Raw genomic sequence first — 21,890 nt, 5'->3', positions numbered from 1 at the left:
CCGTCGGCGCAGGGAGCATTGTCCGGGCTGAGCACGGGCACGTTAGAAGTTGTGGACATGGCAAGCTCCTAGTGGGAATTTTGGGTGTTGAGGGAACTATCGAGCTCTCGCAAGCTCACTGTGAGGAGATCGATGCCTACGGCAAGATCAGAATAGGTTGTCAGCTCGTCCGGTGAATGGCTTACACCATGGTTCTGGCTGGGGACAAAGATCATTCCGCTAGGGCAAACATGGTTGATCATCTGGGTGTCGTGGCTGGCCCCTGAGGGCATTACCCGATACTCAATACCTTGTGATGCTGCTGAAGTCGTAATTGCGTTGCGGATCGCAATGGGCAGAATCACTGGAGAAGCATCTGCGAGTATTTCAACATTGATCTCGGTTTTCCGGGAACTCGCGATATCGTATGCACGTGAAATCAATTCTGATGTGGACACGCGTTGGCGCGCGGGGTCCGTATCCCTCACGTCAATGTGAAGCTGGCATTCTCCCGGGATAGTGGTTATCGAACCCGGGAATACGTCCATCTTTCCGACCGTGATGCGTGTCCCGTGGTGACCTGGGTCGTTTGCAAGGGACTCTGCCGCCAGCACGATTTCGGAGGCTGCCGCTAGAGCATCTGCACGAAGGTGCATCGGGGTTCCGCCTGTGTGCGAAGCACGCCCCTTGATCTCGATTTTAATGCGCGTGCTTCCGGAGATCAGGTCAACGACTCCGATTGGCATGCCGGCGTCGGTGAGCACGCTTCCTTGCTCGATATGCAGCTCTATGAAACCGGCCCAGTCGTCTGGATTCCATTGGGCTTTCTCAACTGCAAGAGGATCGATACCGAGGGCCGCCATGGCCTGAGCGACACTAATTCCGTCCTGATCCAATAATGCCGGCAGATCCCTGGCCTTGGTCAGTCCGGATATGATACGGCTTCCGGTGCAGGCTTGGCCGAATCTGGCTCCCTCTTCTGCGGCGAAAGCCACGAATCGGATGGGGTGGCGCGGCGGTTGACTTGCCGTGCTCAACGTTCTGGCAACTTCCATCGCGGCTACGACGCCGGCGATGCCGTCGAAGGCGCCACCATTCGGGACGCTGTCAAGGTGGGAGCCAGTACCTATGGCGGGTAGCGAAGGATCCTGGCCCGGTAATTCCGCTATTGAATTCCCTGCAGCGTCAGTGCTTACCTCTAAGCCTAGGCCCGCCATATAGGACTGGAAGATTTCGTGGGCCTTGCGTTCTAGGGCGCTGTAGCCCAGCCGGGTGATCCCGGGACCGCTGGCGGGTTCGCACACGGAAGCAAATGCCTCAATGTGCGATTGGACCCGCTCAGCGGCGAACTCCGAAAGGGCTCCAGTTGTTTCAGCCGTTGTCGACGACATGTTGTTCCTTTAATGAGTCTGGTATTTCAAGTTGGCTGCCGGTTAGGGCATGCGTTTTGATTCCGGCTGCGATTTCTAGATTGGGTTCAGAAATGACCGAGCCGACGCTGAGGACTGTTGCTCCCTTTGACTCTACGAAACTGGCCAAAGCGCTTAGGCCATGGAGCTCGGACCAGTCGTAGCTGATCAGGGCCACTCGTGAATCGGAGCGGAGCTCTGCGGACAGGCCGAGTGAACCCTCAACTGAGAAGGCGTAAATTAATTCAGCATCCAGTTCCCGGGCCACGACGTGGCCAAGAACTGCAGACTCGATCTGGTCCCAGACCACCACTGTGGAGATAGGGGAGGAACCCAAGGCCGATGCCAGTTCCTTTCCCAGAAGTTCAGCGACGGTGGGTGCTTGGACAGAGGTCATCTTGCTGGCCTCAGCTGGTTGGGCGAGGGTGTGTGCGAATTCGAGAATGCTTGCGGTGTTGTCAGTCATGGTGTCTCTCCTGGATAGGGTGTGAGAGTTCAGTGAAGTCGAACAGCGTGTGGGTAGTCAAGTCCGGAGATGCTGTCTGCGAGTACCGGGTATCGAGAACGTGCAAGCTCATTTCCGGCGCTGTTCCGGATGCCTGGAGGATGGCTAGGAGGCCAGGCGTATTTGCGTCCAGTTCGAATCCGATAAGTAGAGTTCGTTCAGATCGGTGCATTTCTCCTAAGATCTCGGGGTTAGCGAGATCTACCAGTGCGAAGGCGATGCCGCTGTGCAGCGATACCGCAGTGGCGAGAATGGCATCTGTCCCTGACTGGGCTACGAGACGGTCAACGCCTGCAGGAATACGGGCAGCAAGGGATTCCGCGAGACGTCGTAATATTGCTGGACGATGAAGGGCCAAGCGAGCGTCCGGCAGGTCTCCTTCGGTTGGTCGCAGGGCTTTCAAATCGGCCAATAGATCCAGCCGCTGCTCGGAGCTGTCTTGGACAATTTCTGGCGGAGTAGTTGTTGAGAGCGTGGTCATTGGTTTTCCTTTGCCTGAGGGCGCGAAGAATGCCGCATGCACTTGCGGCCTGTCGGGCTTAGTTGAGTTCTGCTCCGCTGCGTTCGGGGACGAGGAACATGGTGAGGAAAGCAAGAAGATAGATTGCTGGCAGAAGCCCCAGAGCGAAAGCGAAACCGTACTGGGATGCGATGAGTGCGATCACGATTGGGGCAAAACCACCGATACCGCGGCCGATGTTGAATAGAACATTCTGTGCGGTGGCCCGAGCCTCAGTTGGATACAACTCGGCCATGAGAGCGCCATAGCCGCCGAGCATGCCATTGGCAAAGGCACCCATGACGAAGCCGCCTATGAGCAGCAAGGTTGCGTCGGTCATCTGGCTGTAGGCTAGAACGGAAACTGCCGCGCCAATTTGGAATATCCAGAAAGTCTTGCGTCGGCCAATTCGATCAGCTAGTTGGCCGAAGACGAGGATTCCGGACATCATGCCAACAACGGTTACTGCCGTCCAAATGGAAGAACTCATCAAATTGAGGTTGAACTGCGTATTAAGGTATCGAGGAAGCCAACTCATGATTCCGAAATATCCAAAATTCTGAACAGACGTCAGGATGATCATGGCTAGCGTGATCCGTACAGCTTTCTTGCTGCCTACTAGCAGACGCAATGGGTTGGACTTGGCCTTAGTTTGCGAGTTCTGACCATCATTGTGGACTTTTTCGAGGAATTTCGGGGGTTCGTGCAAGCGCTTTCGCAGGACGATTGCGACGATCGCGGGGACGGCTCCGATAACGAAAAGTCCGCGCCAGCCAAATACGCTGATGACAGGTGCCGAAAGTATGGCGGCGGCGAGTACACCGAATTGGAAACCGATCGCCACCCAGGAAGTAGCGCGAGCACGCATCTTCGCTGGCACGGCTTCTGCCGCTAGCGTCATGCCAATGCCGAATTCACCGCCGATACCTATGCCTGCAATGAATCGGTATGCCGCAAGATCCGCGAATCCAGTGGCAACGGCTGACAAACCCGTAAAGAGCGCAAAGAGCACTACCGAGTAGGTCAACATCTTTACGCGGCCAAACCTGTCGGCCAAAACGCCAAAGACAATGCCTCCCAGAACCGCGCCCAGCAAGGTAATAGTGTGAAGAGACCCTGCTTCAATGTCCGTAAGCCCGAAAGTTGCGATAATTCCCGACAAGGCAAAGCTGAGGATCAAGAGATCGAAACCATCTAGTCCGTAGCCGATGGCGGAAGCGAAGACGGCCTTGCGTCCGTAGCGTTCCTCGTCCGTTCTGTTGGACGACTTGCCTCGCCTCGCTTTGAGATCAGAAGTCAGGTGATTATTTGTCATGCTAGCCTCCGGGAGGGAATAGGGGTGTCAAGGGTTCCGATTAGATCCGAGAGCTTGGAAACCTTCAATTGGTGGCAAAGAGCATCTAATCCAGCAAGAATTTCACCCATTGCCGTGGGCCGCGTAAATGTTGCTGTCCCTACCTGAATTGCAGTCGCACCTGCGATCATGAATTCAGCAACGTCCCGCGATGTGGTGATTCCGCCGCATCCGATGACAGGAATGGTGACTGCCTGCGCAGCATCCCGCACTAACTTCAGTGCCAAGGGCTTGACGGCCGGGCCGGTGTATCCGCCGGCTCCACTGCCCAATACGCTTTTCCGCCGCGGGGCGTCGATAGCTAGACCCGAAAAGCTGTTAGCTACAGTTACCGCAGTTGCACCAGCATCTTCCGCAGCTTTTGCTATTTCTCCTATCGAGTTGACCGTGGGGGTGAGCTTGACGAATAAGGGATGATCAGTATGTTTGCGGATTCCCTGAATCACTTCGAAAACTCGGTCGGGAGAGGTTCCGATCGGCAAGCCATCATGTTCCAAATTTGGACATGAAACATTCACCTCGAAAGCGTCGACGTCTTCCTGGCCCAGCTCCTCGGCAACCGTGAAATACTCTTGGGTGAAGAGGCCACCAATGCTGACTACAACGCGAGTTCCGCTAGCCTGGTATTCCTTGAGAAGCCCATTTCTAAACCCCTCGCTGCCCAGACTTGGAATACCCACACTGTTGAGCATTCCAAATTCCGTTTCAGTCAATCGATGGGCTGGATTCCCGGCTCGATGCACTGAAAAGACTGTTTTGGTCACCACCGCTCCAAGCTGGTCGAAAGCGAGGAACGGAGCAAGCTCAGGTCCGAAGCAACCCGATGCCGGCATGATCGGATTAGCCAGAGAAAGCTCGCCCAGGGCGATTGATAAATCCGCCCCAGCATCAGTCGCGTGCTTCTTTTCGCAGCTCGACGGGCTGTCGAGTAAAACCTCATTTTCCATTTGGCAAAATCCCTTAATCCGTGACGTGAACTTATGACAAGCATGAGGTGCATCACAAGTACCTGTCAAGATCCCGATCTTCGTTGATTTCGACGCTGAATGAACGGCATTTCACTGAATTCTACGCAACGGGTGATGAAGTTTCCATTTCATCCGCTAGGTGAAAACACAAACGGATTTTTGGCATGCGAAGTGGAAAATGATGATTAAAAAAACTTTGACAAATATGGTCTTTGGATCATCAAATTTGACCGAATTATGACGCAAAGAAGCCTGCATGCTTGCGGGCGAGGGCTGCTAGTGAACGATGCCATTTCATATAAAGGTGCTGAGGTCATAGTGCACGAATGATTTACCGAGAGCATGAGAAGCGGAGGAGCTCCCGTTTCTAGGGGTGGATGCATCGGGTTCGAGGCAGGAATGGATTCCCGGAAGTGATCGCGTGGAGCAACGCAGATGACCCTGAGAGCCCAAATCGTTTCTGTTCGCAATAACCGTGCGCTCAGGAGAGGGAAGACCTGCGGTGTTGGCGGTTGGCCCAACGCAGATTCCATTAACCAGTCACGACGGAATACTTGATCCGCGTTTCCAAAATGGGCAGGATGAACTGCGTGTGCGGCAAGCGATTCGAGCGATATACGGAAATCCTGCAGCGTGATAGGGGCTGTTCTCTAATGCCTAGGTCTCTGGTTCTTCATAGCCCAGATCGGATGCCATTTCATGCGCAGCGGCCAAAGTGAGCCGTACAGCCTCATCTCGAATATCGGCTCGTGCCATTCGCTGCGTCGGCGAAGCCAGGGTTATTGAAGCGACAACTTGGCCAGTGGAGGATCTAACTGGCGCGGAAACTGCCCAAACGTTCTCGTCCAGTTCCGACTCGCAAATGTCATAGCCCGTGGCTCTGATGGCCGCCAAATGATCCATTACCGCATTAATCGTGCTAGGGGTGTCGGGCGTAAATGGAGTCAGCTCGGAATTTGACAGCAATTTCTGCACGGTTTCTGGCTGCTGCCACGCTAGCAGCGTGCGCGCGGCTGCGGCAGCATGTAATGGCATCGTCTGCCCTACTCGTACATAGAGACGCAAAGGATATCTGGATTCGGACAGCGCAAGACACACGACTTTGTCGCCGGAGAACTCTGAAAGGAAGACAGTTTCGCCGCTGAGCCTGCTTGCTTCTGCGACCGCCTTATGCGCGGTCACGAGTGGAGATTCGCGAGAGTAATCTGACTGGACAAGCTCTAAGACAGCCGGACCCAGAAAATAACGCCTATTGGTGGCGGAACGCGTAATGAATCGCTCGCGTTCGAGCACTGCCGCTGTTCTGTGCGCACTGGCGACGGGCAGGTCGAGCCGATCGCTGATTTCCCCAAGAGTCATTCCCTTCGGGGATCGTGCCAAGATCCTCAGTACTTCGAGTGATCGGACCACTACCTGCATGTCTTCCTCCGTTACCGTCCACCGGAAAGGTGGTTTCCACTGTAGCGGGTATGGGGCAACTATTATGAAATTCCACGATCCCAGAGTGGTTCTTAATGCGTTACCTGCACATGCAGGCCTCGCCCAGGACGTTATCGCGCGGAAGAAGAAGTTCGGGATCAAAACCGTCCAGCTGGTCTGGATGAACTCGGTTCCCGCATTCATCGACATGGCAAGAATTATTGTCATCATGATCGGGATTTCCGGCTAACCCTCCGGCTTTCGGACCTGAATAGTCGCTGGCCCAGCAACTTCCGCTGTTGCTGGCCTTGTGTGTTTCGGCTTCCTACCAGCCGGGCTTCCGTCTCCCCTCTGAAACAGGTTCTTTGGTGTTGCTGGAAAATCTGGGATAGAGCCGCATAACCCGGCAGGAACTATGCAACAGGTAGGTCAGGCAATGGAATTCCGGTCGGTTTTGGAAAGATTCTTTTGTGAGCTGCCGGTCAGAGTCCATTAATCCATATGCGGTCCAAGTCAGGGCAAAGGAGATCCGTCCTTTGTCAGACGGCGGAAATCAGCTGGCGGAAGGAACCGCCGCAGTGATATCCAGCGCAGCCACGAGATCCTTGCTGTGCTGGTGTTCCGCATTGCCCAGGAACTCGTAGAGCGGACGATGCTCCACCAGCTCGCCCTCGTAGAACACGGCCACGTCATCGCTGGCATAGCGGATCACGTCCATGTCGTGGGAAATGACCACGAGGCTCAACCCCATGGAGTCGCGCAACTTAAGTAGCAGATCAAGGATGTGGCGCTGGGCTACCGAATCCAGTGCCGAGGTGGATTCATCGCAGATCAAAATCTGAGGGTCGGTCAGCAGCGCTCGTGCGATAGCCAGCCGCTGGAGCTGGCCGCCTGAGCACTGGCCCGGCCTGCGATCCAGTAATTCCCCGGGCAGCCCCACCTGGGCCATGGCTTGCGCCATGCGCTCCCCGGCCTGGATTGCCGGCAGCCGGTGCACTGCCGCGCTCATCGAAGTGCGGATGGAAAGCCGGGGATCGAAGGAAGAGTACGGTTCCTGGGCAATGACCTGCACCCGCGTTGCTTCGCCATTATGGTGCGTTTGAATGATCCGTCCGGTCGTTGGCTGTTCCAACCCGGCCAGCAGCCTGGCGAAGGTGCTCTTGCCCGAGCCGGAACGGCCTACCACTCCCAGGACCTGGCCACCGTGCAGGCGCAAGCTCGTGGGCTTCAATGCTGCAGGGCCCTTTGCGCGGCGCGTGTAGTTCTTGCCCGCGTCTACCGCTTCCAGCAAGCATTGCGAATCCTTCGCTCGTGGCGTGCGCAGGGGAGGCAAGCTGGCCTCGACCAGCTCGCGTGTCTTGGCGTGGCGGTCCTTGGAAAAGATCTGCGCGGTGGGGCACTGGTCCACAATCTGCCCGTCGCTGACTACCACGATGCGGTCGGCAATGTGCTGGATGCTGGCAATGTCGTGGGTGATGAACAGGACGCCCACGCCACGTTCCTGCTGCTTGCGGCGCAGCAATTGCAGCACCTCGGACTTGAGGATTGAATCCAGCGATGAAGTCGGTTCATCTGCCAGGATGAACTCCGGGTCAGCGGCCAGGGCGATGGCCAGCATGGCGCGTTGGGCCATGCCGCCGGAGAGCTGGTCCGGGCGCTTGCCGGCAATCTGCTTGGCGGGGGCCAGGCCTACTTCTTCGAGCAGGGACAGCACCTGCTCCTCGTGCTGGCGGGCTTTGCCCCAGCCGTGGGCTCCAAGGGCTTCGAGCAGATGCGCGCGGATGGTCAGCCGCGGGTTCATCACGCGCTTGGGCTGCTGGAACAACATGCTGATGCGCCGTCCGCGGATCTGGTCCATGGCCTTCTCGCCCTGCTGGTCAAGGCGCTGGCCATCAAGCAGGATCTGCCCCTCAGCACGCAGCTGCTGGGGCAGCAGGCCGATAATGGCCTTGGTGAGCAGCGTCTTGCCGGAACCGGAACGCCCGACAACCGCCACCAATTCGCCGGCTCGCAGGGCACCGCGCGCTTCGGAGAGCAATCGCTGATCGCCGGAGCTGACCGAAAGATCAATGAATTCAAGTTCTTTAGTCATGGGCTTCCGCCTTGGCCTCGGTAGCAAGCACGTCCTGCCCGCCCAGCACCTGGGTGATTCGATTGCCCAGCAGGGTGACGCAGAAACTGATCAGGAAGATGGCGGCGCCCGGCGCAATCAAGCCCCAAGGGGAACGGATTGCATGAGGCTGGGCCTCGGCCAGCATCGAGCCCCAGTCCGACTGCGGCGGCTGGACACCGATGCCCAAGTAGGACAATGAGCCGAGCAATACGAGCAGCAGCCCGAAGCGCAATGCGGCCTGTGCCAGCACCGGTCCAGCCACGAAGGGCAGGACGTGGTGGCGCAGGATGAACCAGCGCGAAGCGCCCACATGCTTGGAGGCTTCGACATGGTGGGTGCTCAATGCCTGGGCCGCCATGGAACGCACCAACCGTGCGGTGGGGGTCCACGCCACAACGCCCACGGAAAGCACCATGGTGAAGAATCCGGGACCCATGACCGCGATGATCAGCAGCGCTATCACGATTTCGGGCAGCGCAAGCAGCAAGTCGTTCACGCGCAGGAAGAGCTCATCCAGCCACCCGCCGCGCAGCGCGCTGAGCAGGCCCAGTGCGGTGCCAACCAGCAGCGAGAACAGCGTGGTGATCAGCGCTACCGACAGCGAGAACCGGCCACCGTGCAGCACCCGGCTCAAGGTGTCGCGGCCCAGGGCATCTGTGCCCAGCAGGTGGGACAGGTTGGGCCCCTGCAACCGGTCCGCCAAGCTCTGGGCATCAGGGTCATAGGGGGAAATCCACGGGGCGGCGATGGTCAGGATGACCACCGTCAGCAAAATGCATGCGGGAGGGGCAAGCAGGATTTCCTTGGAATGATTCCTAGCCATGTCGTACACCAATCCTCACATTGGGATCACTGATCTTGTGCACCAGGTCAACGATTCCGGTCACCACCACGGCACAGGTCACTACCACCACCACGCCTCCCTGGGCTACCGGGATATCAGCATCAACGATGGAGTCGAAGATCAACCGTCCCATGCCGGGAATGGCAAAGATGACTTCCACGATGACCGACCCGCCCAGCAACCCGGCAAACCAGACACCCACCATGGTCCACAACGGCAGCAATCCATGGGGAACCACATGGCGAACCAAAGCTTGGGTGCTGCTCAGCCCGCGGGCACGGGCCGCCAGCACATGCTCGGAGTCCAAAGCCTGGCACACCCCCGAGCGCACCGCTACGGTGAAAAAGCTGATGGGGCGCAAGGCCAGAATGAAGACCGGGAGCACCAACGAGGCCGGGGAATCGAAACCGGCCGAGGGAAGCAATGACCAGCGCACCGCGAAGAGCAGGACCAGCAACGGAGCCAGCGCGTATTCGGGGATCGCGATCAGCGCATGGGTTATCGAGGTGATCAGCCTATCGGGCCACCTCCCGGCACGGGTGGCCGAAAGTACTCCCAGGACAATGGACACAGCGATGGCCACCACCAGGGCGCTGCCGGCCAAGGACAGGGTGACGCCAATTGCTGGCAGCACCTGGTCGGCTACCGGGGTGCCGCTGATATGCGAGATGCCCATGTCTCCGGTGGCGAACCGGCCCAGCCACCTTCCGAACTGCACCAGCATCGGGTCGTGCAGGCCGAATTGCTGCGCGTAGGCCTGCACCGTGGCCTCGTCGGCAGCCCCGATATCCATGCGTGCGCGCAGCAAGGACCGCACGGGGTCCCCGGGAGAAACAAAGGGGACCAGGAATACCGCGAAGGATGAAAGCAGAACTGCTGCGCCGAGTCCAAGGACTCGGCGCAGCATGGTGGTTAGAGGAAGCACGCTAGCTGGTCTTCGCCAGATCCTTGGTCAGCACGTATCGGGTCAGCGGGTCCTGGACGTAGCCCTGGACCTTGGCTCCCACGGCGTCAATTGCCTGCTCGTTGACCAGCCAGACGTTCGCCGCGTCATCGGCGAGGATATCGCCTGCCTTGCGGTACAGGTCGTGGCGCTTGCTTTCATCCTTCTCCACCAGTGCCTGGCCGACCAGCAAGTCGTAGTCCTTGTTGCAGTAGTGGCTCAGATTGTAGCCGCCCTCGCAGCTGTAGTCGGACTGGAGGAAGCCGATCGGGTCAGCGATGTCGATCATCCGGTTACGCTGGCTGAGGATCATGTCGTACTTGCCGGCCAGCACATCGGGCTCGGCTGCGCCATAGGATTTGGTCACCACGTTGGCCTGCAAGCCGATCTGCTTGAACTGCTCCTGGATGATGGAGCCCACCCCGGCGAACTCCGCGCGTTCGGTGATCGCAATGATTTCCAGCGGCTTGTCCTGCTGGTATCCGGAGGCTTCCACCAGCTTCTTGGCTTCTTCGATATTCACCTGCGGTACGGCCAGGTCCGGGTTGGCCCAAGGCTCGCTCGGGGCAAAGGGGCCGGTGGCAGGCTGCGCAGCGCCTTCGTAGACGCTGGCGGCCATGGCCGGCAGGTCCAAGGCCATGGTGGCGGCCTTGCGCAGGTCCAGGTTCTCGAATGGAGCGCGCGAGTTGTTCAGGTACAGGGTCGAGGTGCGAGGCGAGTCGGCCTTGAGCACGCTGATCTTGTCATCGGCTTCCAAGGTAGCCAGGCTGGTGGCCGGGATGGACATGGAAATGTCAGCCTCGCCGGTCTGCACCTGGGTGGCTCGGGTGGCGCCTTCGGTGATGTAGCGGATTTCGCCGCCAGCCAGCTTCACCTCTCCGTCCCAGTAGTTCTCATTGCGGTCCAAGGTCAGGGACTGCCCGGCTTTTTCCGAGACCGGGGCAAAGGGCCCGGTGCAGTGGTTCATCGGGTCAATGCCCTTATCGGTGTATGCGGCAGGGGAGAGCACGCCAGCGTTCACGCTCGCCATCCGGTAAGGGAGCAGCGGATCAGCGGACGGGGTGGTGACGCGAACGGTATCAGCATCAACGGCCTCGACCTTCTTGATGGTCTTGGGGTTCACTGCACGTGCTGGTGCAGTGGCTTCAAGGACATGATTCAGCGACGCGGCCACAGCTTTGGCATCAAATGCGGTGCCATCCTGGAACTTCACGTTCTTGCGCAGCTCGAAGTCCCACACGGTATCCGAGGTTTGCTTCCAAGAAGTGGCGAGCATCGGCTCAACCTTCTTCTCGGTCTGGTCATACTTTGACAGGGTTTCCAGGCAACCGGCGATAGAGAGCACATAGGCATCATCGCTTTCCAAGGCCCAGTTGGACACTGGGGCACGGAAGTTCGCTACGACTACGCGGGCCTCCGAGTCTGCCGCTGCGTCCGGGGAGGGAGTAGCGGTGGAGCTGCAAGATGTCAGTACGAGGGCAAGGGCCGCAAATCCTGCGGCTGCGCTTAGTCGTCCAAGGTTCATGGAAATCCTTCGGCAATACGTGATGAATTGGCATCTAATGCATTAGGGCCTTGGTAAGCGTACCCTAATTACCTCTGTTTTCCTGAGGTCGTGAGCTTGCCGAAAGCATCCCGTGCACCAAAGGAATTTGCGGCATCAGGGGAACACCGGCTGAGTAGTGAAAAGTTCTTGTAAGCCGTGGAAGTTCCACCGGAATTTCACGTTATGTGTCGTAGTTCATGCTCGGTATTGATCCAGTGCGCGCCGTTGAACCACCCGCGAGCCAAGCCATGATGCAAGTGCCAGCGGAACAATCAGCACCATCCATGGGAGGAACGGCACAATGGTCGAAGCCTCGGCTTGCGCCAGCAGCCAGCCGAAGAGCACGTTGCCCATAAGCACTGCCAGGCCGCCACAGCTGGAGAGCAAGCCAAAATAAGAACCGGAGGCATTTCGGCCAGCAAATTTGGGGACCAGTCCCAGCGCGGTGGGATGGACGCTCATGTGGCCCAAAGTCAGCAGGGTTACCGCGCAAAGAATGCGTGCCGGGCTGGTGCCGTCCCCGAAAACTGAAGCGGGGACAAACGCGAGCACGCAGAATCCCGCGGCACTCAGCAAGTAGCCGGCGCGCAACGTTGACGCAGCACCGATTCTTGCGCCCACCCAGGCAACGGGAAGCTGCAGGCCCAGGGTCAAGATGGATATCCATGCAAAAATGAAGCCCAGCCACTGCGTATCCAACCCCTGGCGATCCAGCTCCAAGGGGATAGCCAAATACAGCTGGTTGTAGGCGAGAAGGTCCGAGGCGTGCAATCCGCAGAAGGCAAGGAACGCGCGATCTTTCATGCAGTGACGCAGGCTGCCACGCGGCTTGGAAACTATTGATTTCGCTTTATCGGACGGCCCCGTGGAGCTTGCGTGGCCTTCGCCGCGCAACGTGATGGCCAAGAAAATGCCAATGGCCACAAAGAATGCCGCTCCGAATCCTGCCACGGTGGAAAAGCCCCAGCCCCACAGGGCGGAACCCACCAGTGGCCCGGTGACGGCGCCGATTTCTCCCGTGATACTCAGCCAAGCAAAAAGCGAGGTCTTGCGAACTTCTTGACGTTGGCGTTGATCCCGGGCAGTTTGCGCGGCGGCCACCAGAATGCTCAGCCCGGGTGAAAACAGTGCTCCGCCGAATCCGGTTAGCAGGGTGCCAAGGACGAACAGCCACAGCATGGGAGTGCTGGCCCATAAGGAGGCTGCCAGGGTCAGGAAGCCCGCGGCTCTGACCGCGCAGCCGATCAGGATCATGGTGCGGGCACCGAAGAGGTCCGCAAGAGTTCCTCCGGCCAAGAACAGCCCCTGCTGGGCAAAGGTTCTGATGCCCAGAATCAGACCCACTGCCGTTGATGCCAGCAGGAAATCGTTTGCCAGGACTACCGCGAGGAAGGGAACGACAGCGTAAAAGCCGATATTGAACAGCGTCTGCGTCCCCAGGAGTACCGGGACTTCGAAGCGGGACGTGCTGGTTTTCATGGCCCTCTGGGAAAGTTATAGTGCGCGGCCGCGGTGCTCTGGGCCGGGTGGACTCTCCGATCTTAGCCAACACCATGGCCCGGCGGCTGCGGGGTTGCGCCGCGCGGCAGTATTCGTGCCGGGCCGAGAAAGCTTGCAGTTCTGCGCAAGACGTTATCCATGGACTTCAGCTCGCATTCCTACAGCGTCAGCGATTCCCAGCCGAGAGCAGCCAGATGATCCAGGTTCCGCTGGTCCCGGGCGATGTTGGCATCCAGCTTGGGGTTCCAATAGCCGGTATTGGACGCGGGTCGGCGCTGGCCCACCGGGCAGTCATGGCCGTGCCAGAAGCAGCCGTTGACGAAGATGGCTTTGCGCCGGGCGCTGAAGACCAGATCCGGGGAACCGGGGAGCTTTCCGCCCCGCAATGGGATCTCGGGATGCGAAGAACGCAGCTGGGCAACTTGCCGCGCGGGCAGGATGCCGTGCACGCGGTAGCGGTACCCGGCGGCATGCAGCAATCGGCGCAAGGCCAGTTCCGGCCCGGTGTCCTTGCTGGAAATGCGCGACATGAGCGACATGAGCGCCGAACGCTGCGCCGCCGACATGATGTCCATAGTCCATTGTGCGCCGCCAAGAAGTCGTGTGCCTATGGCTGGGCCTTGGCTGGATGGCTTGCTGGGTTTCCGGAATGAAACCTTTTGCAACGGTTCTCAAACCCTGGCGGCCGTAGTAGCTTGGGTGCTGGAAGCACCGGCCGGCATCGGGCCGGTCAACAACAGGCAGAAGAATCGAGGGGGACCATGCGCGCAGCACGGTATTACGACCAGAAGGACATCCGGATCGAGGACATCGATGAGCCGCAGCTGAAACCGGGAACAGTGGCCATCGACGTGGCCTGGTGCGGCATTTGCGGCACCGATCTGCACGAATACTTGGAGGGCCCGATCTTCATCCCGCCGGCAGGGCATCCGCACCCGATTTCCGGGGAGAGCGCGCCGGTGACCATGGGCCATGAATTCTCCGGAACCATTACCGCCCTGGGCGAGGGCGTCACTGGCCTCGAAGTCGGCGAGAACGTCGTGGTGGAACCCTACATCATCCACGAGGATGTGGACACCGGCGAAGGCCAGCAGTACCAGCTCTCCCGGGACATGAACTTCATCGGCCTGGGCGGCCGCGGCGGAGGGCTATCCGAGAAAATCGTCGTGGAACGCCGCTGGGTGCATCCCATCGGCAAGATCCCACTGGATGAAGCCGCGCTGATCGAGCCGCTGTCCGTAGCCCACCACGCCTTCGTCCGCTCCGGTGCTCAGGCCGGGCAGGTAGCCATCGTGGGCGGGGCCGGCCCGATCGGCCTGCTGACCGCAGCGGTGCTCAAAGCCAAGGGGCTGACGGTCTACATCTCGGAACTCTCCGAGGCCCGCAAGGCTAAGGCACGGGAAACCGGGGTTGCCGACGAGGTCTTCGACCCGAGGGACGGGGACGTGGCGGACAAGGTGCGCGAGGCGACCGGCGGCCGTGGTGCGGATGCCGGATTCGAGTGCTCCTCGGTCCCGGCGGTGCTGGACATGCTCCTGGACGCGGTGGCTCCCGGCGGGGTGATCGTCAACGTCTCGATCTGGGGGCATAAGCCTGAAGTGGACATGCCCAAGCTGGTGCTAAAGGAAATCGACCTGCGCGGCACCATTGGCTACGCCAATGACCATCCGGACACCATTGCATTGGTGCAAAGCGGCAAGTTGGATCTCGCGCCGTTCATCACCGGGCGCATCGGACTTGATGCACTGGTGTCCGAAGGCTTTGACCAGCTGATCAACAACAACGAGGAACACGTGAAGATCATCGTTGATCCGCGGGCGTAGCCAGCAATCCTCGGCTATGGGGGGCCAGTAGGATACCTGGCACTGGCCCCCGGGCTGCGGCTAGTGGTGGTGTTCTGCCTGTTTCATCTTGCCAATGATTCCCGGGTCGATGTCTCCCGAATGGTGAATGCCGTGCTCGGAATGCGGTACCGCCAGTTCTCCGGCGGACGAAGCTGCCAACCCCAAACTGGCAACCGCCGCAACCGCAACTGAACCGGCAAACATGCTCCCGAGGACAACTAGGCTGCTGGACCGCACTGCCCGGTGCGGATAGTTCTTCCGCCGCTTGCGCTGCCACACGAAGACCGCCAGCACCGACAGCTCAAGCAGCAGCAAGGAAGCAATAGTGAGATCCAGATTCTTCGCTCCCTCCGGGAACCCCCAAAGGCCGGCAACAATGCTGGCTAAATGCACGGAGGAGACGAGCGCCAGGCAGGGGACCGCAAGCTTCACGGCAGGGGCCGCTGCCTTCAGCAGACTGGCGACGGCGTACACCAGCGCCACCCCGGCCCAGGCCGCGGATGCTATCGCGCCGAGCCACGCCCACCACGGTGCCGAGGCAGACCCGACCCCGAATGCCGAGGCCAGACTGGCGGAGGAGGCCGCGGCCAGCGCCGCGACTCCCAGACCAGCGATCCCGGCATAGAGGCCGCCGAAGGCAACGGAGCCCGCAACTGCATCTCGCCCTTGCGTGGCAGGTTCGGTGGCAGGCTCCATGGCCTCGTGGGAAATCATGACCGTGCAGTATGGGCTGCTGGCGTCCGGTCCTGGGACAGGCCTACCGACAGCAGGACAATCGCGCTGGCTAGATGCAGGACGTTATCTGCACCGTTCAGGGCAATGATGTTCAGCGCTGTTGAGGCCAAGAAGAGGCCGAGGATGCCAACCAGGAGGTAGACGGCGCCCACTGTGGTGTTGGCGAGCTTCGAAGCACGCACGGATCCGAGCCCAGCGATGAGCAGCGCAGCGCCGATGGCCAAGTGGATGACGTTGTGAAGTGGATTGACCTCGAAAATGATCAGCTTCCCGCCCTCTGTTGCGAAGAAGTCCACGCCGGCAGTGACAAGGAACCCGAGCAGGCCGACAAGGAGGTACACGGCCCCGAAAATCGTTGCGAGCAAGCGGTTAGGCGATGTGCGCATGGCAATCAGTCCTTCCTGGGACACGGATTCTAGTCCGTGTCGAGTTCTGCGGGTTCCGGAAGGAACCCTGTAGAAGTTCTTCGGAGAACGACGGGAGACGGATTGGTCTTGACCGGATCTTTTTAACTCTTCGGGTGCACGCAAGCCCGTGGTTGTGTGTATTCGCTCTGGATCCCTCCAGCAAGGAAGCCGATGCGCTGAAGAAGTGAGCTGAAGAAGTTACGGATCAGAACAACGAGGAGCAGGTGAAGATCTTCGTGGATCGGCGGGCTTCAGCTTCCTGTTGCCCGGAAGCCGGAATGAGTTTTCCATTGAATGTCCAGCGATGCCTCGCGACCACAAGATGCCGCAGCTGCCATGATCCGGAGCCGGGGAATGCGCAATTGCGTGAAAGGCAGGGGTGCGTTCCTCAGATTTCGCCAAGTCGGAGCTTCATCTGATCATAGGCATCCAATGCGTCGAGCCGTGATTGCTTCAGATCCACGATCGGCTGTGCGGCCAACGGCGCGAACTGAGAGACATAGCTTCCCTGCGGGTCGAATTTCTTCGCCTGCAATTCCGGATTAAAGACCCTGAAATAGGGTGCCGCATCGGCACCACTGCCAGCAACCCACTGCCAATTGGCGGTATTGCTGGCGATATCCGCATCCACCAGGGTGTCCCAGAACCAGCGCTCGCCGACCTTCCAGTGCACTTGCAGATTCTTGACCAGCAGGCTGGCTGCAACCATGCGAACCCGGTTGTGCATCCATCCGGTCTGCCATAGTTGCTGCATGCCAGCATCCACCAGCCCGAAGCCGGTGCGTCCTTTCTGCCATAGCTGCACGTAGCTGGCAACCTGCTGGTCCTGCTCGGGCCAAACCCAGTCGAAGTGGTCGAAATCCGTGCGCAGATTCCTGTCCGGAAGCTGCGGGTGATGGTAATACAGGTGCCAGCAGAAATCCCGCCATGCCAGTTGGCGCCGCATGGCAGTGGCACCTGCACCAGCCTTGGGATTCTCGGCGGCAAGCCGGCCCAGGGCGTCCCACATCTCGTGGGCACCCAGGTGCCCCCAGCGCAGGGCCGGGGACAAGGCAGAGGTGCCGTCCAGATCGGGGCGGTCATGATGCTCCGGGTAATCCTGGGCAATTGACTCCAGGACATTTTCTAGCCGATGGCGGGCAGGGGCTTCGCCTGGCTCCCACTGCGCGGCCAATCCAGCTGTCCATTGCGCCGTGGCTGGCAGCAGCTCGAGGTCTTCCAGTTCGAGGCCGTTCGGGATCCCGGCTGCGCTGAAGGTGTCCTGTCCCAATGGCGCCGGCAGTGGGGGCCTGATGGCGCTGTCGCCCAGGGCGTTGTAGAAGGGGGTGAAAACCTTGTAGCCGGTCCCTTTCTTGGTCAGCAGCTCCCACGGTTCGTGCAATAGCGTGCCGGGGTAGCTGCGGGCTTCCCGCCCGAGGCCGCGCAGTGCCGTCTTGGCCCGGGTATCCACCGCGCGCTCCGGTTGGCCATAGCGCCGGTTCCAGTGAACGGCCTGCGCATTGGTTTGCCGGGCCAGTTCCGTCATGATGCTGTCCGCAGGACCCTTGCGCAGCACCAGCGGTATGCCCAGGTCCTCCAATGCGGCCCGCAGGCTCTTCAGCCCGTGATGCAGCCACCACTTTGCCGCACCGCCTAATGGACGGATGCCAGGGGACTGCTGGTCAAGGATGAACACTGCGATTACTGGCCCTGCGGCCAGCGCAGAAGACAAGGCCGGATTGTCTGCGGTGCGCAGGTCATCCCGGAACCACATGAGCTGCAACGGCAGCGGTGATTGGTTCATTTGAACTCTTTCCTCCGATCAGCGGCTTAGATGGTTAGCTTAGCTAATGAAATCGACTTGTGCCTTCAGCCGGGGTCGCGTTCCGGAGAACTCGGGCAACTAAGTGCGTTTGAGGTGGTCAAGCAGGTGATGGAAACCTTGGCCGCTGCGGGGCGGGTTCGGCCAACTCCCAGGCGCAGCGTTCAGGAATTGCAGCTCACCGCGCATGCATGGGCCGCGGCAATGCGATCCAGACGGGTTGCAGTGCGCCGATGAATGGCGGAACGAAGTCGCTGGCTTGGCCCGGGGAGCAACGGGGGAGCCTGTCCATCGGGGCGGGTGAAGTGCCCATATTGCAGACGCGCATCAACAATCCGCTGAAACACCAGCAGCTCGTGCAATTTATCGCGCCACTTTGCGGGAAAAAGAACCTGAGATGAGCTGGTTGGCCAACTGCCGCTGGACCTGGATACTGCCAGACCAGGGCTCGACTGCGGCAGCTTGCGCCACGGTGGCATGGAGCGTTGGACTTCCAGCGGCATCTGCTTGCCAAACGCCGGGGCATTGCTGGCAGACTGGGCTGTGGACACTAATCGACGGGATTTCCAAGGAGCAGCATGAGCATGTATGCGGTAACCAACCCAGCCACCGGCGGAGTCGAAGCAACCTACCCGACTGCCACCGATGAACAGATCCAAGATGCCATCGCCAAGGCGGATAGCGCCTACACCCAGTGGTCGCTTTCCGCGCTGGATGAACGCGTCGCCCTGCTGGAGCGCGTGGCAGATATCTACGAGGCGCGCGCTGAGCAACTGGCAGCGATCATCACCCGCGAAATGGGCAAGCCCATCAAGCAAGCGATGGGGGAGATCGGCATCGTAGCTGCCATCTACCGCTACTACGCGAAGAACGGACCGAAGTTCCTGGCCGACGAGGAGCTGGAAATCGCCTCGGGCGGCAAGGCGCTGGTGCGCAAGGAAGCGGTGGGTGCGTTGCTTGGCATCATGCCGTGGAACTTCCCGTACTACCAGGTGGCCCGCTTCGTCGCACCCAACTTGATGAACGGCAACACCATCCTGCTCAAGCATGCGCCGCAGTGCCCGGAATCCGCCTTGGCCATGGAGGAGATCTTCAAGGAGGCGGCGGCCCCGGCGGGCGCCTACGTGAACATCTTTGCCACCAACGAGCAGGTTGCAGACATCATCGCCGACCGCCGTGTCCAAGGGGTTTCGCTGACCGGTTCCGAGCGTGCCGGTTCCGCAGTGGCGGAGATTGCCGGACGCAACCTGAAGAAGGTCGTGCTGGAACTGGGTGGCTCGGATCCATTCCTGGTCATGGACGATGCGGATATCGCGCGTACCGCAAAGCTGGGCATGCGCGCCCGCTTCGGCAACACCGGCCAGGCGTGCAATGCGGCCAAGCGCTTCATCATCGATTCCTCGGTCTACGAGGACTTCTCCCGGGCTCTGGTGGAGCAGGTCTCCGGAATCAAGGTGGGAGATCCGACCCAGGCCGAGACTTTCCTGGGCCCGCTGTCTTCAGCCGCCGCTCGCGATGGCTTGGCCGCCCAGGTTCAAGACGCCATCGACAAGGGTGCCACGGTGCTGGCCGGCGGCAAGCCGGTAGAAGGCGACGGTGCGTTCTACGAGCCGACCATCCTGGCCGGAGTAACTGAGCAGATGCGTGCGTTCTCCGAGGAGCTCTTCGGTCCGGTTGCGGTGCTCTACAAGGTGGATTCCGAGGAAGAAGCGGTGGCCTTGGCCAATAACACCGATTACGGTTTGGGCGCTTCGATCCACACCAAGGATCTTGAGCGCGCAGAGCGGATCTCGCTTCAGCTGCAAAGCGGCATGGTGGCCATCAACGAGCCTTCAGCTTCCTTCCCGGAGCTGCCATTCGGCGGGGTGAAGCGCTCGGGCATCGGCCGCGAATTGGGCAAGTACGGCATGGATGAGTTCATCAACCACAAGCTGGTGAAGATCGCCGGCCGCTAGGGTATCCCTAGCGCACAAAGGCAACTGCTCCTTGGCAATCGGAACATTTTCGATTGCCAAGGAGCAGTTTTCGTTGTGGCTGGAAGCCTGGTAGCGCTTAGACGCCCAAAGATTCACGCAGGCGGCTCACGTGGCCCCGCGCTTCCACGCCGTATTCAATCTGGCTGATGGTGCCATCGGGAGCCACCACCGCGGTGGATCGCAAGGTGCCCACGAAAGTGTTGCCATTCTTGGACTTCTCGCCGTAGGAACCGTATGCCTTGGCAACCTTGCTGTCCGGGTCGGAAAGCAGCGGGAAGTTCAGTGATTCATCGTTGGCGAACTGCGCGATCTCTGCGGGCTCGTCAGGGGAAATTCCAAGCACCGAGTATCCGGCGCCGAGCAGGGAATTGATGTTGTCCCGGAAATCGCAGGCCTCAATGGTGCAGCCCGGGGTGGCAGCCTTCGGGTAGAAGTACACGATGACATTTTTGCCTGCGTAGTCTGCCAGGGAAACGGTGTCCCCGTCGGCGTTGCGCAACGAAAAGTCCGGAGCCTGATCCCCTGCGGCAAGTACGGTGGAATTTTCCGACATCTGTTCCTACTTTCGTATTGTGATATTCGTATTTCATTTTATGCCTATGGTGGGGAATTATCCAGAGCCCGGGCCACCAGTTCCACGGCAGGCCGCAGGTGCCGCTGGACTGCGATCCTCCGTAGCCGAGCCACGGATCAACAGCTAGCGGCACCTGCGGACTTGTTCCAAGCAGCGCCTCGACCAGGCGCAGCCGCTAGCGGGCTCCGGCCTTTGCCTCCAGCTTCTGCGTCCAGCGCTTGGCCATCGCCTGGATGACCGAGGCGCTGGCACCGGAGATCACCGCGAAGACCAGGACCTTGCCCGCAGCGGCCTGCTGCTGCTTGTCCGGATTGGCCAGCGAGGGCGGTTCTTCTCCTGTGGCCTTGTGCCATATCCCGGAGACGAGCTTGGCTCCGAGCCAGCCTGCGCCCAGGGAGACGAGGGTTCCGAAGATCTTTACCAGCAATTTCATGTTGTGCTCCTTGCAGTAGTTACTTTGAATCGGGTCCTTCGGCCAGATCCTCCGCTTCCCAGCGGACTTGATCCGGTTGCTTGTCATCGCGCCAGCCACGCCAGACCGGATGGCGCAGCAGGCGCTCGCCGGTCAGCTCGCTGTAGCGCACCTGGGCCACGTACTCGGGGTCGACCCAGTGGGCATCGCGCTGATGCGCCGCAGGCACGTTCTTGGCCGGTGGAGTTTGGCGTTCGATCTTCCCCAGCCGCTCGCGGATGCTTGCCAGCTGCGCATCGCTGAATCCTGTGCCCACCCGGCCGGCGTATTCCAAGCCGTCCTCGCCCGGTACGGCCAGCAGCAACGAGGCCAGGGTGCGGGTGCGCGATCCCTGGCCTGCCCGCCAGCCGATCACCACCACTTCCTGGTGCCGCTGGTGCTTGATCTTGATCCAGCTGCCGCTGCGCCCTCCCAATTCGTAGGCGGAGCTGCGTTTCGCGCTGCGCCAGAAGACGCGCTTGGGCGTGCTGCGCGTGCGCTCCACGGTGATCGTGCTGCAGGCGGTGATGTGGGCCGATGAGCTGCGCGATGCACAGCAGGTGGCCCCGGAGAAAGCCCCGAAGATCAGCGCCCAGGAACTGAAGATGTCCGCAACCCTGGTCCAGCAGTACAGCGGGGACTTCACTCCGCAGGACTTCGAGGATGACTACCAGGTGCAGCTGCAGGCCCTGATCGAGGCGAAGATCGAGCAGGGCGAGGATCTGGATACCGAGGCCACTTTCGGAGCTGGTGAATCCGAGGAGGGGTCCGGGGATGTCATTGACCTGATGGAAGCGCTCAAGCGCAGCATCGGCGGGCGCAAGGCAAAGTCCTCCAGCCGGGCCGGCCAGTCCGGGGAGAGCGCAAAGCCTGCGGAAAAGAAACCTGTGGCCAAGAAGGAGACCGGGGCAAAGAAGCCGGCCGCGAAGAAGAAGCAGGCGGCCAAGAAGAAAACCGCGAAGGAGGCCTCCTCCTCGCCGAGCAAGAAGAAGGCCTCCGGTTCCGGGACGAAGAGCGCCTAGC

At 60.0% G+C, this 21,890-nt stretch carries 22 protein-coding genes; 4 read left to right on the top strand and 18 right to left on the bottom strand.

The annotated features are described in order from the left end of the window. Positions 1 to 68: 68 nt before the first annotated feature. The 6 genes from AARI_RS16865 to AARI_RS16840 all read right to left on the bottom strand — a co-directional run bounded on the left by AARI_RS16865 (position 69) and on the right by AARI_RS16840 (position 6,133). Positions 69 to 1,370 (bottom strand): Zn-dependent hydrolase, encoded by a 1,302-nt coding sequence (locus AARI_RS16865; RefSeq protein WP_041649131.1) that lies wholly within the window; start codon positions 1,368 to 1,370, stop codon positions 69 to 71. After that, the gene (locus AARI_RS16860; RefSeq protein ID WP_013350449.1) at positions 1,351 to 1,854 is read right to left on the bottom strand and encodes a hypothetical protein; all 504 of its coding nucleotides are present in this window, start codon (positions 1,852 to 1,854) and stop codon (positions 1,351 to 1,353) included. Before AARI_RS16860 ends, AARI_RS16865 begins: the two co-directional genes overlap by 20 nt. Continuing rightward, positions 1,847 to 2,374, bottom strand: a complete 528-nt coding sequence (locus AARI_RS18835) for a hypothetical protein (protein WP_013350448.1) — start codon at positions 2,372 to 2,374, stop codon at positions 1,847 to 1,849. Before AARI_RS18835 ends, AARI_RS16860 begins: the two co-directional genes overlap by 8 nt. Before the next feature lie 58 nt (positions 2,375 to 2,432). After that, positions 2,433 to 3,707: an MFS transporter gene (locus AARI_RS16850; RefSeq protein WP_013350447.1), complete on the bottom strand. Its 1,275-nt coding sequence runs from the start codon at positions 3,705 to 3,707 to the stop codon at positions 2,433 to 2,435. Beyond that, positions 3,704 to 4,693, bottom strand: coding sequence for a dihydroorotate dehydrogenase (locus AARI_RS16845; protein ID WP_013350446.1), 990 nt, complete (start codon positions 4,691 to 4,693; stop codon positions 3,704 to 3,706). Before AARI_RS16845 ends, AARI_RS16850 begins: the two co-directional genes overlap by 4 nt. Positions 4,694 to 5,371: 678 nt before the next feature. Beyond that, positions 5,372 to 6,133, bottom strand: a complete 762-nt coding sequence (locus AARI_RS16840) for an IclR family transcriptional regulator (RefSeq protein WP_013350445.1) — start codon at positions 6,131 to 6,133, stop codon at positions 5,372 to 5,374. Between the two features lie 64 nt (positions 6,134 to 6,197). Here AARI_RS16840 and AARI_RS19870 point away from each other — a divergent pair, with 64 nt between their 5' ends. Then, entirely contained in the window at positions 6,198 to 6,383 is a 186-nt protein-coding gene (locus AARI_RS19870) for a hypothetical protein (protein ID WP_013350444.1), read from the top strand. A 303-nt stretch (positions 6,384 to 6,686) separates the two neighbouring features. Here AARI_RS19870 and AARI_RS16835 read toward each other — a convergent pair whose 3' ends face one another. The 6 genes from AARI_RS16835 to AARI_RS16810 form a co-directional block, all read right to left on the bottom strand. Next, complete coding sequence (locus tag AARI_RS16835) at positions 6,687 to 8,225, bottom strand: ABC transporter ATP-binding protein (protein WP_013350443.1); 1,539 nt, start codon at positions 8,223 to 8,225, stop codon at positions 6,687 to 6,689. Continuing rightward, on the bottom strand, positions 8,218 to 9,069 hold the full coding sequence (locus AARI_RS16830; RefSeq protein WP_041649130.1) for an ABC transporter permease: 852 nt from the start codon (positions 9,067 to 9,069) through the stop codon (positions 8,218 to 8,220). The genes AARI_RS16835 and AARI_RS16830 overlap by 8 nt, the downstream gene beginning before the upstream one ends. Continuing rightward, entirely contained in the window at positions 9,062 to 10,015 is a 954-nt protein-coding gene (locus AARI_RS16825) for an ABC transporter permease (RefSeq protein WP_013350441.1), read from the bottom strand. Before AARI_RS16825 ends, AARI_RS16830 begins: the two co-directional genes overlap by 8 nt. Position 10,016: 1 nt before the next feature. Next, positions 10,017 to 11,558, bottom strand: coding sequence for an ABC transporter substrate-binding protein (locus AARI_RS16820; RefSeq protein ID WP_013350440.1), 1,542 nt, complete (start codon positions 11,556 to 11,558; stop codon positions 10,017 to 10,019). Positions 11,559 to 11,774: 216 nt separating this feature from the next. Beyond that, the gene (locus AARI_RS16815; protein WP_013350439.1) at positions 11,775 to 13,058 is read right to left on the bottom strand and encodes an MFS transporter; all 1,284 of its coding nucleotides are present in this window, start codon (positions 13,056 to 13,058) and stop codon (positions 11,775 to 11,777) included. A gap of 179 nt (positions 13,059 to 13,237) precedes the next feature. Further along, positions 13,238 to 13,645 carry a very short patch repair endonuclease gene (locus AARI_RS16810; RefSeq protein ID WP_013350438.1) on the bottom strand — a complete coding sequence of 136 codons (408 nt, stop codon included), beginning with the start codon at positions 13,643 to 13,645 and terminating at the stop codon, positions 13,238 to 13,240. A gap of 195 nt (positions 13,646 to 13,840) precedes the next feature. On the opposite strand from AARI_RS16810, the gene AARI_RS16805 reads away from it, so the two are divergent. Further along, complete coding sequence (locus AARI_RS16805) at positions 13,841 to 14,902, top strand: 2,3-butanediol dehydrogenase (protein WP_013350437.1); 1,062 nt, start codon at positions 13,841 to 13,843, stop codon at positions 14,900 to 14,902. 60 nt (positions 14,903 to 14,962) lie between these two features. On the opposite strand, the gene AARI_RS16800 is transcribed toward AARI_RS16805, so the two are convergent. The 3 genes from AARI_RS16800 to AARI_RS16790 all read right to left on the bottom strand — a co-directional run bounded on the left by AARI_RS16800 (position 14,963) and on the right by AARI_RS16790 (position 17,848). Next, a complete protein-coding gene (locus AARI_RS16800; protein WP_013350436.1) occupies positions 14,963 to 15,637 on the bottom strand; it encodes a hypothetical protein in 675 nt (224 codons plus the stop codon). Continuing rightward, a complete protein-coding gene (locus tag AARI_RS16795; protein WP_041650329.1) occupies positions 15,634 to 16,044 on the bottom strand; it encodes a DUF4383 domain-containing protein in 411 nt (136 codons plus the stop codon). Before AARI_RS16795 ends, AARI_RS16800 begins: the two co-directional genes overlap by 4 nt. A gap of 409 nt (positions 16,045 to 16,453) precedes the next feature. Further along, positions 16,454 to 17,848 (bottom strand): cryptochrome/photolyase family protein, encoded by a 1,395-nt coding sequence (locus AARI_RS16790; RefSeq protein WP_013350434.1) that lies wholly within the window; start codon positions 17,846 to 17,848, stop codon positions 16,454 to 16,456. A gap of 596 nt (positions 17,849 to 18,444) precedes the next feature. Between AARI_RS16790 and AARI_RS16780 the strand changes: the two genes are divergently transcribed. After that, positions 18,445 to 19,821 carry an NAD-dependent succinate-semialdehyde dehydrogenase gene (locus AARI_RS16780; protein ID WP_041649128.1) on the top strand — a complete coding sequence of 459 codons (1,377 nt, stop codon included), beginning with the start codon at positions 18,445 to 18,447 and terminating at the stop codon, positions 19,819 to 19,821. A gap of 97 nt (positions 19,822 to 19,918) precedes the next feature. On the opposite strand, the gene bcp is transcribed toward AARI_RS16780, so the two are convergent. The 3 genes from bcp to AARI_RS16765 all read right to left on the bottom strand — a co-directional run bounded on the left by bcp (position 19,919) and on the right by AARI_RS16765 (position 21,372). Continuing rightward, a complete protein-coding gene (gene bcp, locus AARI_RS16775; RefSeq protein ID WP_013350432.1) occupies positions 19,919 to 20,395 on the bottom strand; it encodes a thioredoxin-dependent thiol peroxidase in 477 nt (158 codons plus the stop codon). Between the two features lie 196 nt (positions 20,396 to 20,591). Continuing rightward, a complete protein-coding gene (locus AARI_RS16770) occupies positions 20,592 to 20,849 on the bottom strand; it encodes a DUF4235 domain-containing protein (protein ID WP_013350431.1) in 258 nt (85 codons plus the stop codon). A 19-nt stretch (positions 20,850 to 20,868) separates the two neighbouring features. Continuing rightward, positions 20,869 to 21,372 (bottom strand): ATP dependent DNA ligase, encoded by a 504-nt coding sequence (locus AARI_RS16765; RefSeq protein ID WP_049862687.1) that lies wholly within the window; start codon positions 21,370 to 21,372, stop codon positions 20,869 to 20,871. Between AARI_RS16765 and AARI_RS16760 the strand changes: the two genes are divergently transcribed. Next, positions 21,347 to 21,889 (top strand): Ku family protein, encoded by a 543-nt coding sequence (locus AARI_RS16760; protein ID WP_226910473.1) that lies wholly within the window; start codon positions 21,347 to 21,349, stop codon positions 21,887 to 21,889. The genes AARI_RS16765 and AARI_RS16760 overlap by 26 nt on opposite strands. Position 21,890: the final 1 nt, after the last annotated feature.

The sequence above is a fragment of the Glutamicibacter arilaitensis Re117 genome (genome assembly GCF_000197735.1).
Classification (GTDB): Bacteria; Actinomycetota; Actinomycetes; order Actinomycetales; family Micrococcaceae; genus Glutamicibacter; species Glutamicibacter arilaitensis.
The sequence above is the reverse complement of the archived record's forward strand: the minus strand, read 5'-3'. Positions and strand labels throughout refer to the sequence as shown.

Coding starts and splice junctions, on each gene's coding strand:
- AARI_RS16865 (WP_041649131.1), bottom strand. CDS start 1,370: ATGTCGTCGACAACGGCTGAAACAACTGGAGCCCTTTCGGAGTTCGCC.
- AARI_RS16860 (WP_013350449.1), bottom strand. CDS start 1,854: ATGACTGACAACACCGCAAGCATTCTCGAATTCGCACACACCCTCGCC.
- AARI_RS18835 (WP_013350448.1), bottom strand. CDS start 2,374: ATGACCACGCTCTCAACAACTACTCCGCCAGAAATTGTCCAAGACAGC.
- AARI_RS16850 (WP_013350447.1), bottom strand. CDS start 3,707: ATGACAAATAATCACCTGACTTCTGATCTCAAAGCGAGGCGAGGCAAG.
- AARI_RS16845 (WP_013350446.1), bottom strand. CDS start 4,693: ATGGAAAATGAGGTTTTACTCGACAGCCCGTCGAGCTGCGAAAAGAAG.
- AARI_RS16840 (WP_013350445.1), bottom strand. CDS start 6,133: ATGCAGGTAGTGGTCCGATCACTCGAAGTACTGAGGATCTTGGCACGA.
- AARI_RS19870 (WP_013350444.1), top strand. CDS start 6,198: ATGAAATTCCACGATCCCAGAGTGGTTCTTAATGCGTTACCTGCACAT.
- AARI_RS16835 (WP_013350443.1), bottom strand. CDS start 8,225: ATGACTAAAGAACTTGAATTCATTGATCTTTCGGTCAGCTCCGGCGAT.
- AARI_RS16830 (WP_041649130.1), bottom strand. CDS start 9,069: ATGGCTAGGAATCATTCCAAGGAAATCCTGCTTGCCCCTCCCGCATGC.
- AARI_RS16820 (WP_013350440.1), bottom strand. CDS start 11,558: ATGAACCTTGGACGACTAAGCGCAGCCGCAGGATTTGCGGCCCTTGCC.
- AARI_RS16815 (WP_013350439.1), bottom strand. CDS start 13,058: ATGAAAACCAGCACGTCCCGCTTCGAAGTCCCGGTACTCCTGGGGACG.
- AARI_RS16810 (WP_013350438.1), bottom strand. CDS start 13,645: ATGTCGGCGGCGCAGCGTTCGGCGCTCATGTCGCTCATGTCGCGCATT.
- AARI_RS16805 (WP_013350437.1), top strand. CDS start 13,841: ATGCGCGCAGCACGGTATTACGACCAGAAGGACATCCGGATCGAGGAC.
- AARI_RS16800 (WP_013350436.1), bottom strand. CDS start 15,637: ATGATTTCCCACGAGGCCATGGAGCCTGCCACCGAACCTGCCACGCAA.
- AARI_RS16795 (WP_041650329.1), bottom strand. CDS start 16,044: ATGCGCACATCGCCTAACCGCTTGCTCGCAACGATTTTCGGGGCCGTG.
- AARI_RS16790 (WP_013350434.1), bottom strand. CDS start 17,848: ATGAACCAATCACCGCTGCCGTTGCAGCTCATGTGGTTCCGGGATGAC.
- AARI_RS16780 (WP_041649128.1), top strand. CDS start 18,445: ATGAGCATGTATGCGGTAACCAACCCAGCCACCGGCGGAGTCGAAGCA.
- bcp (WP_013350432.1), bottom strand. CDS start 20,395: ATGTCGGAAAATTCCACCGTACTTGCCGCAGGGGATCAGGCTCCGGAC.
- AARI_RS16770 (WP_013350431.1), bottom strand. CDS start 20,849: ATGAAATTGCTGGTAAAGATCTTCGGAACCCTCGTCTCCCTGGGCGCA.